At 58.5% G+C, this 14110-nt stretch carries 14 protein-coding genes; 8 read left to right on the top strand and 6 right to left on the bottom strand.

What is annotated here, in order from left to right; genetic code table 11:
• Window positions 1-89: 89 nt before the first annotated feature.
• The 4 genes from lolA (at window position 90) to uvrC (ending at window position 4163) form a co-directional block, all read left to right on the top strand.
• Window positions 90-782, top strand: coding sequence for an outer membrane lipoprotein chaperone LolA (gene lolA / locus LAP85_02885; GenBank protein MBZ5495322.1), 693 nt, complete (start codon window positions 90-92; stop codon window positions 780-782).
• Window positions 772-1626, top strand: a complete 855-nt coding sequence (locus LAP85_02880) for an inositol monophosphatase (GenBank protein MBZ5495321.1) — start codon at window positions 772-774, stop codon at window positions 1624-1626. The genes lolA and LAP85_02880 overlap by 11 nt, the downstream gene beginning before the upstream one ends.
• Window positions 1627-1671: 45 nt before the next feature.
• A complete protein-coding gene (locus tag LAP85_02875) occupies window positions 1672-2127 on the top strand; it encodes a GatB/YqeY domain-containing protein (protein MBZ5495320.1) in 456 nt (151 codons plus the stop codon).
• 185 nt (window positions 2128-2312) lie between these two features.
• The gene (gene uvrC / locus LAP85_02870) at window positions 2313-4163 is read left to right on the top strand and encodes an excinuclease ABC subunit UvrC (protein ID MBZ5495319.1); all 1851 of its coding nucleotides are present in this window, start codon (window positions 2313-2315) and stop codon (window positions 4161-4163) included.
• Window positions 4164-4204: 41 nt separating this feature from the next.
• Here uvrC and LAP85_02865 read toward each other — a convergent pair whose 3' ends face one another.
• Complete coding sequence (locus tag LAP85_02865; GenBank protein ID MBZ5495318.1) at window positions 4205-5245, bottom strand: NDP-sugar synthase; 1041 nt, start codon at window positions 5243-5245, stop codon at window positions 4205-4207.
• 315 nt (window positions 5246-5560) lie between these two features.
• On the opposite strand from LAP85_02865, the gene LAP85_02860 reads away from it, so the two are divergent.
• From LAP85_02860 to amrA, 4 genes are all read left to right on the top strand, one after another.
• Window positions 5561-6694: a site-2 protease family protein gene (locus LAP85_02860; protein ID MBZ5495317.1), complete on the top strand. Its 1134-nt coding sequence runs from the start codon at window positions 5561-5563 to the stop codon at window positions 6692-6694.
• A 28-nt stretch (window positions 6695-6722) separates the two neighbouring features.
• Complete coding sequence (locus LAP85_02855; GenBank protein MBZ5495316.1) at window positions 6723-7583, top strand: universal stress protein; 861 nt, start codon at window positions 6723-6725, stop codon at window positions 7581-7583.
• Between the two features lie 427 nt (window positions 7584-8010).
• A complete protein-coding gene (gene pgsA / locus LAP85_02850) occupies window positions 8011-8748 on the top strand; it encodes a CDP-diacylglycerol--glycerol-3-phosphate 3-phosphatidyltransferase (GenBank protein MBZ5495315.1) in 738 nt (245 codons plus the stop codon).
• Window positions 8749-8783: 35 nt separating this feature from the next.
• Window positions 8784-9341: an AmmeMemoRadiSam system protein A gene (gene amrA / locus LAP85_02845; GenBank protein ID MBZ5495314.1), complete on the top strand. Its 558-nt coding sequence runs from the start codon at window positions 8784-8786 to the stop codon at window positions 9339-9341.
• Between the two features lie 60 nt (window positions 9342-9401).
• On the opposite strand, the gene rfbC is transcribed toward amrA, so the two are convergent.
• The 5 genes from rfbC to LAP85_02820 all read right to left on the bottom strand — a co-directional run bounded on the left by rfbC (window position 9402) and on the right by LAP85_02820 (window position 14108).
• Window positions 9402-9971: a dTDP-4-dehydrorhamnose 3,5-epimerase gene (gene rfbC / locus LAP85_02840; GenBank protein MBZ5495313.1), complete on the bottom strand. Its 570-nt coding sequence runs from the start codon at window positions 9969-9971 to the stop codon at window positions 9402-9404.
• A gap of 117 nt (window positions 9972-10088) precedes the next feature.
• Window positions 10089-11111, bottom strand: coding sequence for a peptidase M4 family protein (locus tag LAP85_02835; protein MBZ5495312.1), 1023 nt, complete (start codon window positions 11109-11111; stop codon window positions 10089-10091).
• A 132-nt stretch (window positions 11112-11243) separates the two neighbouring features.
• A complete protein-coding gene (locus LAP85_02830; protein ID MBZ5495311.1) occupies window positions 11244-11549 on the bottom strand; it encodes a hypothetical protein in 306 nt (101 codons plus the stop codon).
• A 609-nt stretch (window positions 11550-12158) separates the two neighbouring features.
• The gene (locus LAP85_02825) at window positions 12159-12785 is read right to left on the bottom strand and encodes a sigma-70 family RNA polymerase sigma factor (protein MBZ5495310.1); all 627 of its coding nucleotides are present in this window, start codon (window positions 12783-12785) and stop codon (window positions 12159-12161) included.
• Window positions 12786-13070: 285 nt separating this feature from the next.
• The gene (locus LAP85_02820; GenBank protein MBZ5495309.1) at window positions 13071-14108 is read right to left on the bottom strand and encodes a VWA domain-containing protein; all 1038 of its coding nucleotides are present in this window, start codon (window positions 14106-14108) and stop codon (window positions 13071-13073) included.
• Window positions 14109-14110: the final 2 nt, after the last annotated feature.

Raw genomic sequence — 14110 nt, 5'->3', positions numbered from 1 at the left:
TGTGCGGCGGCATGACGCCGCCTTTGCGATTGAATGAAGCAGCGGCGGCATGACGCCGCTTTCCAGGGCATTTCGGCGCAGATTTCAAAATGGAATCCCGATTGAAGTTTCACCCGTTTCGATACCTGGCTGTGGGCTGCATCATTTGCGGGCTCGCGGTCTCCTTCGCGAGTCCGGGATTGTATGCACAGGGCGATCTTGCGGCGGCGATCGCGGGACTGCAGCGGCGCTACGCGACGGTCGACTCCATCAGTGCCGAATTCAGGCAGACTTACCGCGCCCCGGCGGTGAACCAGACGGAATCTGGAACCGTATTCATGAAGAAGCCGGGCCTGATGCGCTGGGAATATCGGAACCCCGAGGTGAAGCTGTTTGTCGCCGACGGGCGCGACACCTACCTTTACATGCCGGAAGACCGGCAGGTCCTGGTGCAGCACTTCACGGCAGACGACCTGCGCAGCACACCGCTTCAATTCCTGCTTGGCCAAGGGGATATTCGTCGCAATTACGACGTTTCCTGGGAATCCGTTGCCGGATACAACGCCGGCGCGACCAGCCGGCTTCGCCTCACACCCCGCGCCGCGGCCTCCGATTATGCCTATGTAGTCATCGCGTATGACAGCGCCAGTTACGACCTGCGCGGCATCGTGATCCGCGAGCGCACCGGAAACACGTCTGAATTCGAGTTTGACAACCTGAAGACCAATGTGAGGGTCGACAGCAGGCAGTTTCAGTTCAAGATACCGAAGGGAGTCGAAGTTGTGCGCCTGGATGAGAAGTAAAGGTGGAGAACCGGTGGACCGGGAACTGATATCGGACAGTGAAGAGATCGCCGCGTATGCCCGCGTGGGCGAGGAGGTAGCGCGCACAGCAGGCCGATTCCTCATGGATCATCTGCACGGCAGATTTGCGGTCGCCCGCAAGGGGGAGATCGACCTGGTGACGGAGATCGACCTGGCGGCTGAGAAGCTGATTGTTTCCCGGCTGGCTGCTGCCTATCCCGGCCACGCCGTGCTTGCCGAGGAAATGCACGCTGAGACGGCCCGGAGGGCCTGTACCTGGATAGTCGATCCGCTCGACGGTACGACCAACTATGCTCACGGATATCCGGTTTTCTGCGTCTCCATCGGCCTGGAGATCGCCGGCGTGGTCGAATGGGGGATTGTGTACAATCCCAACCTGGAAGAAGTATTCACGGCGCGCCGCGGCGGCGGCGCCGTTCTCAACGGAATTCCCATCCGGGTCTCGCAGACGGCGTCGCTCGGGTCAAGTCTGCTGGCCACCGGATTTCCGTACGATATCCGGACCAGCCCGAAGAACAACCTCGACTACTTTCACGAATTCGCACTGCGCGCCCAGGGGATCAGGAGGGCGGGCTCGGCCGCCCTGGACTTGTGCTATGTGGCGGCGGGCCGCTTCGACGGCTTCTGGGAGTTCAAGCTCAATCCCTGGGATTGCGCGGCCGGCTACCTGATGGTGCGCGAGGCGGGCGGCAAGGTCACGAACCTCCGTGGAGACCCCGGCTCGATATACGATCGGGAATGCCTCGCTACGAATGTGCGCATCCACGAGGAGATGATGGAAGTCTTGCGCGCAACATCCCCCCGGGAGCCCGGGGCGAGATAAGAATCGCTTTCTGGCGCGCCCTCGCGGCGCAACAAGGAGCTGATCGTGAAACTGCGGGATAAGATCAACGAGGATCTGACGGCGGCAATGAAAGCCAAGGATGTCCTGCGCCTGAGCGTCCTGCGCATGATGAAGACGGCCGTCAAGAACAAGGAAATTGAGCTGAGGGCGGAGCTCGAGGATGCGCAGGTGATTCAGGTGCTATCCACGCTCATCAAGCAGCGCAAGGACTCCATCGAGCAATTCACGCGCGGCGGAAGGCTCGAACTGGCAGACAAGGAAGCTTCCGAAATCAAGATTATTGAGGGGTACCTTCCTGCAGCCGTCTCCGAGGATGAGATCGAAAAAACCGTCGACGAGGTGGTTCGGGAGATCGGCGCATCCTCCGTCAAGGACACCGGGGCGGTCATGAAGCAGTGCATGGCGCGTTTCGCAGGCAAGCTTGTCGACGGGAAAGCCGTCAACGCCGCCGTCCGGCGCAGGCTGGAGCCCAAAGCCTAGCCGCTGCAGAATAAGGTGTCGCGACGGACACCTACCTCAGAGTTCGCGCTGCAACGCCCGGGACCGAAATCAATGCTCTTGGGCCTTCCGGAACTAAGCGCGCCCTGCGCCGGGGTTTTTTGGACGCGGCCACACCGCGCCCTGTTCTTCGCGGCTGCTTCCGGTTTCCGGTATAATTGGCGGTAATGACCGAGATCCATGCCAGCCCGTTACGTCAGAAACTCGACAGCCTGCCGGCTTCGCCCGGCGTTTACATCTTCAAGAACGCCGAGGGGAAGAAGATCTATGTGGGCAAGGCCCTGTCTCTGAGGAACAGGGTCCGCTCCTATTTCCAGGAAAGTCGATCGCTCGATCCTAAAACCGAGCACCTGGTGGCGGAGGTCGCCGACCTCGAAACCATCATGGTCGACAACGAAGTCGAGGCGCTGATCCTCGAGTCGACGCTCGTCAAGCAAAACCAGCCCCGTTACAATGTCAATCTCAAGGACGACAAGAGTTTTCCCTATCTCAAACTCACGGTCAATGAACCATACCCGCGCATATTCATCACCCGCCGGATCCGGAATGACGGGGCGCTTTATTTCGGTCCGTTCCTGCCGGCCAGCTATGCGCGCCAGACGATCCGGCTGGTCAACCGGTATTTCAAACTTCGCACGTGCAACCTCCCCATTGACGGTACCCTGCCGCGCCCTTGCCTGGACTACCAGATGAAGCGTTGTCTGGGCCCCTGCGTGGCAGGCTTGTGCTCGAAGGATCAGTACGACCAGGCCGTCGAAGACGTCAAGCTCCTCCTGTCGGGGAAGACGGAAAGGCTGATCCGGGAGCTGGAGCGGCGCATGGAAAAGGCTTCCGAGGATCTTCGCTACGAGGCGGCCGCCATGTATCGCGACTGGATCGCGATGGTGCGGGACATGTCGGAACGGCAGAAGATGATTCTCGAAGGTCAGGACGATACCGATCTGTTCGGCTATTGCCAGGAGGGGAAGCAACTGGCCATGGCGGTCTTCGCCATGCGCGCGGGACGCATGGTCGGCCGGCGCGAGTTTTATTGGGAGGACCTCCTGTCGTTCGATCCGAGCGAGTTCTTTTCCGCGGCTCTCAAGCAGTACTACCTGCAGGACACCTTCACTCCCAAGGAGATCCTCATCCCTGCCGACATCGAGGACGCCGAAGCGCTGGAGTCCTGGCTCACAGAGCGCAAAGGGAGCCGGGTCCATATACGCTCGCCCCGGCGCGGCCTGAAAGCCGGCCTGCTGGACCTCGTGATGCGCAACGCGCACATGTCGTTCGAAACCAGGTTCCGCATCATGAAGCCCCGGGGCGAAGAAATCCTGCGGCCGCTCCAGGAAGTGCTCGGCATCGATTCACTGCCCCATCGCATTGAAGCTTTCGACATATCACATACGCAAGGAATCGACACCGTGGCCAGCATGGTTGTGTGCGAAAACGGGGAGATGAAAAGGAGCGAATACCGGAAGTTCAAGATCGAGAGCGTCAAAGGTCCTGACGATTTCGCATCGATGCGCGAGGTGGTGCACCGCCACTACGAGAATGTGCTGGAGAAGGACGATGGGCGGTTGCCCGACCTGATTCTGGTCGACGGCGGTAAAGGCCAGCTCTCCGCGGCAGTGGCGGCGCTCTCGGATCTGGGGCTGGAGGATCAGGCAGTCGCCGCGATTGCCAAGAAAGAGGAGATCCTCTTTGTGAACGGAAGGGAAGAGCCGTTGGCGCTGCCCCGGGAATCGCCGGTCTTGCATCTCATACAGACGCTGCGCGACGAAGCCCATCGCTTTGCCGTGAGCTATCACAGAAAGCGCCTCGAGATGCGCGATCAGACCTCCGAACTGGACGGAGTGCCGGGCATCGGTGAGGTGCGCAAGAAGGTGTTGCTCCGGGCCTTCGGGAGCCTCGAACGAATCAGAAAGGCAAAGTATGAGGAATTAGCGCCTTACGTGGGTCCCAAGGCCGCCGCCCAACTCATGGAATACTTCTCAAATCTCTACGCGGAGAACCTGGAGAAACACCAACATGAATAGAGAAAAACGGGCGTCATTCTGCGTCCCCTGCGTTGAGATCTTCAGAGTACGCTGTAATCGGTCACAATGGTCTTATCGCCGAGGACGGTACCGGGGCGCAACCTTACACCTTCACCGATGTGACACTGCCGTCCGATGATGGCCCTCTCGATTCTGGCATTCGGCCGGATCCGAGTCTGGCTCCAGATCACGGAATCCTTAATCAGAGCTCCCTCCTCGACCCTGCAGTCTTCTCCCAGCACCGAGTTCTCGATCACGACGCCGGATTTGATCATGCATCCTCCGTCGAGGATCGAGTAGGAATCGATCTGCACCTGGCGCTTCTCCCAGTTGTTCGGGGGACAGGATTTTTGGGGATAGCTGGGAAGCTTCACGCGGCCGGAGATGATGCCGTAGTGCGCTTCGAGATATTTCTGGGGACTGCCGATATCCTGCCAGTATGCACGCGTTGCATAGGTGTAAATGCGTGCGCCGTCGGCCAGCATGGAGGGGAAAATCTCGCGCTCGAAGCTTTGGGAGCCTTCCTTGAGAATGCGATTGAGCACTGAAACTTCCAGGACGTATATGCCGGCGTTGATGGTATCGCCGGTGATCTCGTCCTCCGGAGGTTTTTCCAGAAACCGGACAACCCTGCCATCACCATCTGCCTCCACCAGACCGTACCCGCTCGGATTCATCACGCGGGCGGTGACGATAGTGGCATCCGCCTTGCGCTCCTGGTGAAGCTGGATCACTTCCCGAAGATCGGTGTCGGTGAGGATGTCGCCGTTCAGCACAACCGTAGTGTCGTCGATCATGTTTTCGGCGGCTTTCAAGGCACCGGCCGTTCCCCGGGGAAAATCCTCGTAGGCGTACCTCATGGTGACCCCGTACTTCATCCCATCGCCGAAGATGTCGGTGATCTTCCGCGGCTGGTAGGAGAGGCCGAGGATAATCTCCGTGATCCCGGCACGCTTGATATTGTCAATCTGGAAAAACAGGAATGGGATATTTGCCAGGGGAACGATAGGCTTCGGGATGTGCAACGCTAGTGGGCGGAGGTGCGCCCCTTTTCCGCCTGCCAGAATGAATGCCTTGATCAACTTTCAACCTCCTCAACAAAAGGAATATTGTATCACACTCGAAGCGCAGTCCCAGCCGACGTCAGGAGAGAAAACCGGCATGCCGGTGACCCTGCAATTCACATCGGCAGGATCCTGTTCTGATTGAATGGTTTGTTGCTCCGACGCGGGTTTCCGACCTCCAATCTAAACCAAGGGGAAATCGCCGGTACCGATACCGGCCCCAAAACCCGCGCAGTTCCCGGCTTCGGTCACCAAATCTGGGGCCGGAGGTCGGCGGTATGAGGTCGGAGATGCGGAGTTAAAATCGCTGTGTCTTCATGGTATATCTTTTCCATGCAATTAAAGGGTATTCATCTGTTCCGGTTGGGTGGCATCCAGATAATTATCGACTATTCGTGGTTCGTAGTTTTCATTCTGGTGGCCTCGACCATGGCGGAAAGTTATTTCCCGGCGGTCCAGAAGCAATTCAGCCCTGCTCAGTACTGGATCATGGGGCTGACTGCAGCATTTTTGTTCTTCGCCTCGGTTCTGCTGCACGAACTGGCTCATTCCTTCGTGGCCACGAAACACGGGATTCGGGTCACGGGCATACGCCTGTTCGTTTTCGGGGGGCTAGCGCAGGTCTCTTCGGAGCCCGAGTCGGGCCGGCACGAGTTTCTGATTGCTCTCGCCGGGCCCGCGGTGAGCATGCTCATCGGCTTCGGTTTCGGCTTCTTCTATGCGCTGATGTGGCTGGCTGGAAGGCTCGGGCCTGCCGCGGCAGTGGCTTGGTACCTGGCGGCCGCCAACATCCTGCTCGGAGTTTTCAACATGATTCCGGGGTTCCCGCTGGACGGCGGACGGATTCTGCGCGCGATTCTCTGGGATCGCTGGGGCAATTTATCCCGGGCAACAAAAGTGGTCAGCCAGATCGGTAACTCGTTTGCCCTTTTTCTCATTTTTCTGGGAGTCCTGGTGTTCCTGGTGGCTCAGGCTTTCATCACGGGAGCCTGGTTCGTCCTTATCGGCCTGTTCATGAAGCAATCGGCCGTGGGAAGCTATCAGGCGGTCGTCATCCGCGAATCCCTGATCGGGGTCCAGATCCGGCAAATAATGAAGGAGAGCGTCGTTTCAGTAGACTGGTTGATCTCGCTCGACGAGCTTGTGCGCGAATACATTTACAAACAGCAGTTCACGAGCTTTCCTGTCTTCAACCGGAGTGAACTGGTCGGGATGGTCTCTCTGGAACAGGTCAAAGCCGTGCCCAAGGAACTGTGGATGTTTAAGCAAGTCCGCGATATCATGACGCCGATCGAACAGGTGCCGCATCTCAAGCCTACCGATGACGCCACCGAAGCCTTCAAGCGCATGGTAGCGGAGGATTTGGGCGGTATGCCTGTGATCGAGGACGGCGGGCTGGTAGGAATCGTCTCGCGTCGGGATCTGCTCGACCTGTTCAAGATCAAATCAGATCTAGGCCTTTCGTGATCATTCCCCTTTTATCATGGGAGGGGTTATGCTCGCTTCAATCCTGCTGCCTTTGGCCGAATGGCCCCAAGCGGCTAGTGCGCGTGACTATGCTTTCTGGCTGGCCAGGAGAGGCGGCGGCCACATCCAGGGCCTGGCTGTGATTGACGTCAAATCTTTTGAAATCCCGGTGCTGGGCAGTGCCGACGGTTTCATGCCCTCCGTGGTATCCCCGCCGATTGCAGAAAGTCAGGCCCTCTTAGACGAACTGACGAGGCTTGCCAAGGAACGGCTTGACCTGTTCGCCCGTGTCTGCGAAGAGAAGGGGATATCATGCTCGACCGATGTCAGGGCCGGAATCCCCGGTGAAGTGATAGCACGGGAAGCCGTGGCACATGACCTCGTTGTCATGTCACACGCCGGATATACCAGGGCATCCAAGGGCGATGAAAGCGCGGTCGATCCATTGGTGTCCAGTGTGATTCGAGGTTCGATCCGGCCGGTGCTGGTAGCCGGCAAAGAGTCTCCCGCCGGCGGCGCTGTCAAAAGCATGATGGTGGCCTATGATGGAAGCGTCCACGCAGCGCGCGCCTTGAGTGTGGTGGTGGAATTGGGATCCGGCCCCGGCATCGAATGCCTCCTGACCACGGTCGCGCCCACGGAGGAGGCAGGCCAGGAAACCCTCGGTCCCGCGGAGGCTTTTCTCTACCATCATGGTGTGACGCCGCAGAAGAAGGTGGTCATTGGCACCAGAGCTTCCGAACTACTCTGTGACATCGTCCGCGCGGCACGCTCGGATATCCTTATCATGGGGGCTTATGGCCACAGCCCGATCCGGGAAATGTTTTTCGGATGCACTACCGAGCGCATTCTCTCTCATTGCGAGGCGACCGTCATCCTGCAGTCTTAGTCACATTCAGCCGGGAGCCGGAACGGTTTGGGATTTTGGGTTGCGAATTTTGGATGGCAATCGCACAAACCCGCAGCACGGCGCGGCATAGCAGCATCCAGAAAATCTCGACGCAGAGTTCAATGAGATCGCAGAAACCGCTGCTGAGCGGATTGTGATCGATCCTCCGGCGTCTGCTCTGATCTTTGGTGCGCGGCATCGGCGATCTCAGCGCTCTCTCCGGAAACTTCCCCCCGGAGGGCCGGGAATTCAATATATATCCAGCATATATTCACCATAGGTTCACCTGGCGGCGCGCATAACTAAAAGTTTCTTTTCTCAATGAACGGCGACGATAGTCGTCGCAGGAGCGCTGCGTTGAGATTTTTCACATTTAGGCTTGATTTTGCAGGATTTGTGGTAGTCTCATAACAGTGGGAAACCAGTCATGAACCTCCCGAACAGTCTGACATTGGTGCGCATTTTTTTGGTGCCATTCATCGTGGTAGTTCTGCTTACTCCACCCGCACAGCTGCAGACCTGGGCTATCTGGGGGGCGTCCCAGCTCCAGACCTGGGCCATCTGGGGAGTGTCCCTGTTTCTGGGGGCTGCACTCACGGATCTCCTCGACGGCTACCTGGCGCGGCGCCGCAAGCAGGTAACGACGCTCGGCCGGCTTCTCGATCCCATTGCCGACAAGCTCCTGATCTCTTCGGCTCTCATCTCATTGGTGCAGCTCGGGCTTGCTCCTGCCTGGATGGTTGCGATCATTCTCGGACGCGAGTTCGCAGTCACCGGGCTGCGGAGCATCGCGGCCTCCGAGGGATTCAACGTCGGCGTCTCCACTCTTGGCAAAGGGAAGATGGTACTCCAGGTGGCGGCCGTGGTGGGGCTGATCCTCGGGCGTGCACACCCTGGCTGGGTTATGCAGACAGCGAAGGTCCTGCTCTGGGCCGTGGTCCTTTTCGCTCTGGTTTCGATGATTCAATACTTCGTCGAATTCTGGTCCATGCTGGACAGCAGCATCAAGAATCGCGAGCATCGGCGCTTGCGCATCCTCGAGCGGAAGCGCCAGATCATGGCCGAGAGGCGGGAACTCCGGCGTCTGCGCAAGCTGGAGGGCCAAAGAACGGCTCAGGTAAATGCAGAGGCTCCGACCGCAAGCAGCCTTCGGGATTCGCGATAACGGAGGGTCGCGCGCGCCACAGGGCTTTTCCGATTATGGATAATTCACTGCCGGTGCTGGACGAATCCGCACAGAAAGAACTGCTCGTGCTGACGCGCGCGACCCTCGAGAGCTACTTCTCGACCGGCCAGATTCCCGAATATTGTGCTCAGCACCCTGCTTTGCTGGAGCGCAGGGGCGCGTTTGTGTCCTTGCATAGAGGAGCGGAACTGCGAGGATGTATCGGCCTGCTGTCGAGCGAAGGGGAGTTGTACCGGACGGTCCAGCGCTGCGCGCTGAGCGCCGCTTTGGAAGATAGCCGCTTCAAGCCGGTAACTCGACATGAGGTCGCCGATTTGAAGATCGAGATCTCCGTACTCTCGCCGTTCGAGCGCATCACCGATGTTCATGTCATCGAAGTCGGCAGACACGGGCTGATTGTTTCCCTGGGCGGCCTGCGCGGACTGCTTCTGCCCCAAGTGGCAACCAAATACGACTGGGACCGGGAGACCTTCCTGGCCCAGACATGCCGCAAGGCCGGCCTGCCCAGCAACGCGTGGCGCCAGCCAAATGCAGCCATTCAGATTTTCGAAGCCCAGGTCTTCTCCGAATAAAAGCAAGAACCGCGAAATGCACCGAAAAGGGGAGAGCCTTTTTCGTGCATTTCGTGATTCTCATAAGTTCTGCATGCGGAAGTGCGCCGATCGGGGGTCGGCGAGCCATTGTGCGAGGGTCGGCATCTTGCGGTCTTTTTCGGACAAAGTAGGCTCGATGGCCGGCCAGTTAATGCCAAGCGCGGGATCGCACCACAAGATCCCCCCCTCGGCCGCGGGGGCCCACTCTGCAGTGCACTCATAATAGACGATCGAATCTTCGGCAAGGGCCATAAAGCCGTGCGCGAAACCCGGCGGCACCCAGAGTACGGAACCATTTTCTTCACTCAGCTCCATGGCAGCGTGATCACCGAGCGTGGGAGATCCGGGCCTGACATCGACCACAACGTCGAGAATGGCGCCCGTCACGCAGCGCACCAGCTTTCCCTGCAGAGGATTCCACTGGAAGTGCAGGCCTCGAACTACGCCGCGCTTTGACCGGCTCTGAATTGCCTGTTTGAAAAGAGCGCGGATGCCCATGGCTTCCAGGCCCGAATGAGTGTAGGACTGCAAAAGCGTCCCACGCTCATCCGCGAAGCGCCTGGCAGCAAAAACCCGGGTGCCGTTCAGTTCACCTGTTGAGCGTTGCATGGCCGCAGATCATAGCAGATCCCCGATCCCGAAGGAAACCATCGTGGACGGCCAGTGGGTGGGAAGAGGAATCGTCTCCTTAACAGGCAGCCAAGTGCATGCAGACTTCCATCTGCGTCACAGACCTACTTCGGACCACGCTTCGCGGACCGCCTTATGTTCCAGGCTGTTTACGCCGTAAATCTCCGCCGCCGTGCGCACGGTCAGATTCATCGCGTCAGAGAAGGTTGAATGCGCGCGCAGCCTTTCGCACAGGGCGCGATACCAGATCTGCCCTGCCTTCTCCCACGCGCATCCGCCCAGCCTGACCGCGAGCTGATAGAAGGCCCGGTTGGGAATTCCCGAATTGATGTGAACGCCGCCGTTATCCTCGGTGGTACGCACATAATCACGCATGTGGCCGGGCTGCGGATCTCTCCCCAGCAAGGGATCGTCATAGGCCGTTCCCGGCTCCTTCAAGGACCGGACACCCCTGGCCTTGATTCCAGGCATGAAAAGATCGGTTCCAATCAGCCAGTCGGCTTCTTCGACTGATTGTTTGCGCTTGTACTGTTTGACCAGCGAACCAAACACGTCCGAGAAGGATTCGTTCAGCGCTCCCGGCTGATCGCGATAGTCCAGGTTGGCCTCGTATTGGGTCAGGCCGTGAGTCAATTCGTGGCCGATGACATCGAGAGCCGCGGTGAAGCGACGGAAGATCTCACCGTCCCCGTCGCCGTAGACCATCTGCTGGCCGTTCCAGAATGCGTTGTCGTAGTTCGTGCCGTAGTGCACGGTGGAGTCAAGCCTGAATCCCCGATCGTCGATCGAGCTGCGACCATAAACGCGATAAAAAAAGTCGTAGGTGGCGCCGGATCCGTCGTAAGCCTCGTTGACCGCGATATCCTTGCTTCTCGGGCTCCTCTCTCCCCGTACCAGACGACCAGGCAGGCTATATCCGTGTCGGGCGTCATAGATGGTTCTCCTCTTCGTGCCGGTAGCAGTGCTCGCGATCTGAGCCAGGGAGGTCAGAACTCGGCGTTGCCCGCGAAACTGCTCGGAATTGGTGAGGGTGGACCAGGCCGCCGCTTGTTGGCGCTTGTCGCCGTTCATGATAATAGCGCGCAGGATATGGGGTGGAATGATACAGTGTGCCGGCATAGGCAGAAGGCTCCTTCCCCAGGATTTTGCACTCAGCCTATCACAGGATGAGCACCGGGGACTCCAGGAAAAAGATCATGGCCGGAACTCCGGTCCGTTTCAGCGGGTCCCGAGCTTCCTCGCGGTGATATTTTACGGTTTTTGCTGGCGCGCGGCGGCTGTAAGCCATTCGAGCAGGGGGCGCATCTCGGGGGGAACTGCATCCTCACTGGCCTGCACCGTGTGGATGCAGTTGGCGTTCTCAACGGTCAGCCGGTAATGGAAGCGGTCCGGCCGGGGAACGGCCGTTTCAAGCCTGAGTGGCAGGTCGAAGAAATGGCTTGCTTCCAGCAGCTTTTGTAGCTGCCTGGCCTGCCGCGGCGGCAGCGATTCGGCATCGAGCGCTGCCTTGATTTTCAAGCCGGCAAAGCCGCCGGTGCGTTCAAAGAGGATACGCATTTCACGTCACCCATTCACCCAGATTATAAGGCTGAAACCGCCAAATAGGTGAGGTACAGGAAACAAAAACTTCATTTCTTTGTGGTTTGGGTCCTGAGGGAGCCCGGCGGCGATGAGTCGGGATGGAAGGGGTGGCTGTTGTTGGGTCCCGCCGCCGGGAGTGTTGTCGCCCGTATAGTTTCGCGGGAGATCCTTCTATTTCAAAAAATCGTCGTGAACATCACTGCGATTCCGAAATGCCGGGCCAAAAACTGCCACACATGGCACGGCGCCCCCTAAGCGCATAAAATAAATCTCAACACAGTCTCCCATGCGTGCAGGGCGCAGCCACGAGCATCAACCCGGCCTCGGGCCTCGACAGCTAAACCCGGATTATTCATGAATATGCGATCAAAAGAAATTTTTGGACGCGGGAAACCGCTGACAGACGCTGACCGGTCGGTCTTGGTCTGCGTGCAGGAGCTTTTGCCGCGGCAAAAGCTCCTGCCTGCGTTTAGCCGCGTCCAATTTTGTTGCCTTTTACCGGCGTTTGGTTCTGCTTCACGAATAATTCGGATTGATGCAGCATCCGCAAAAGCTTAGCCGAGCCGGCCGCAGATCTGGGTGCGATTAGTGCTGCTTCTTAGAGGCATGCCTTGCGTAACCGAATCTGGCCAGCTCTTTGGCGAGCTTCTTGCGCCCGCGGTGGACCCGGTTGACGATGTTCTGGTAGCGCTCCGGGCGCAAGAGCGAGACGATCTCGCCGGTCTGTCTGCCTGCGAGAAAGAGATCGATTGCCTCGCGTTCCTGCGGGGGAAGCCTGCTAAGAATCGCGTCGATCATGGCGCACAGCTCAGCGTGATGCAAGATCGCCTCCGGCGAAGGCACGACGGATGAGCATCGGACCGAGTGCCGGACCTGTTCGTCGAGCGAGGTGAAGCGCTGTGCCCTGCGATAATAATTGCCCACTTTCCTGCGCAGGATTCCCATGGCCCAGATCAGCATTCCTTTTTCGAGATCGATCTCCGGGGCTTTACGCACCATGGTCAGGAGCGTGTCCTGGACCAGGTCCTCGGCGTCCTCGGGATTGCCCACTCGCAGCGCCGTCAGTTTTCTCAGGACCAGTCGGATACGCCCCAACTCCTCCTCCGTCCAGCAGACGGAATGAACTCGCGATGGATCGTAACCGACCCGCACGGATTCGCAGATTCGGGGCGGATCAGTTTCATAGATGAGAGAATAGGCAAGATCGCGCACTTCTCAGCCCTCCATGCCGATAGTTTTGGCAAGGAGCCAGCGGGCGTTCCTGGACAGCGGAGTTTGCCGCATGGCTCCGAGATTTCAGGCTGAGTTCGAGGAAAGGTGCTGAGGGTCAAATTCACGGTAATGTGGCATTCATTCGGTGTCAAGGAGTTTCTCAGGACTTTTTAATCTGCGTAGAAAAGAGAGCTGCCGCCGCCGAAATATCTCAACGCGAGATCGCCGGGGCCGTAGAGAACAGAGTGGCGCGGCATGTCCAGCGGCTTGTGACTGGCGGGTGTGTTACTTGCGTTTGGGGGCGTAATAGCCTGGCCGGGCCGAAGTAGTGGCGCCGGCAGCGTCGACGGTCACTTCGATGCGGCGGTAGCTGCCGTCTTTCGCGGTGTTGGCCGATATGTATCCCAGGGTGTACTGGTTGCGCAATTCTTCGTCCACCTGGGCGTAGATATTGTCGAGTTGACCGAAAGTGTTGGGATAGAGAACCCTGCCGCCGGTTTCATACGCCAGCTTGCGCAGGGCCAGGTCCGCCTGGAGAAACTCCTCTTCGGGAACGCCCGCGTACCAGCCACCCTGCGCTTTGTCGGCGAGATATGCCTCGCGCACCGCCTGGGTTTTGCTCACCACGTAGACGGCCGCCTCAGAATGGACTGCAGCATCGAGCGCATCTTTATAGGATATGGTGCTGTTGTTGTCCAGGCCGTCGGTCATGATGATCATGGCCTTTTTATCGCGGATGTCCTTGAATACATCGTTCGACACGGTGTAGATGGTGTCCCAGAGGTTGGTGTTGTCTTTGCAGTAGACTGATGTGAGCACGTCCTCGAGGCGGTCGGCTTTGGTTCCCCAATCCATCTTCAGGCGGGTTTCGGTATTGAACGTGATGAGCGCAAATTGATCTTCAGACTTGAGATTCTCCACGAATTTCCTGGTGGCGTATTTGATCGTTCCCCATTCGGGGCGCACACTGCCGCTCACGTCCAATACGATCGCCAGGCGTGTAGGCACACCCTCCTGCTCGAAGGTCAGGATCTCCTGCTCCTCACCATCCTCGGTAACGTGGAAGGCACTTTTCGGCAGCCCTTTGACAAATCCCCCCGCCGGCTTGCGCACGGTGACCGGCACGGTCACCATGTTCACTTCGACGCCAATCTTGAACGGCCGTTGCTGCTGCGTTTGAGGGGGATTTTGCGATTGCTGAGCTTGTGACCAGGTAAGCCGGGGCGCGAGGAAACCGGCGGCCGCCAGGACCGGCAATCCCAGCAAGGGAAGCATGATGTGTTTCGCCCGGCAGAGTGCCATTTTATTGGTTTGCAGGCCCATAC

Source organism: Terriglobia bacterium, from assembly GCA_020072565.1.
In the GTDB taxonomy this organism is placed as follows: Bacteria; Acidobacteriota; UBA6911; order UBA6911; family UBA6911; genus JAFNAG01.
The sequence above is the reverse complement of the archived record's forward strand: the minus strand, read 5'-3'. Positions and strand labels throughout refer to the sequence as shown.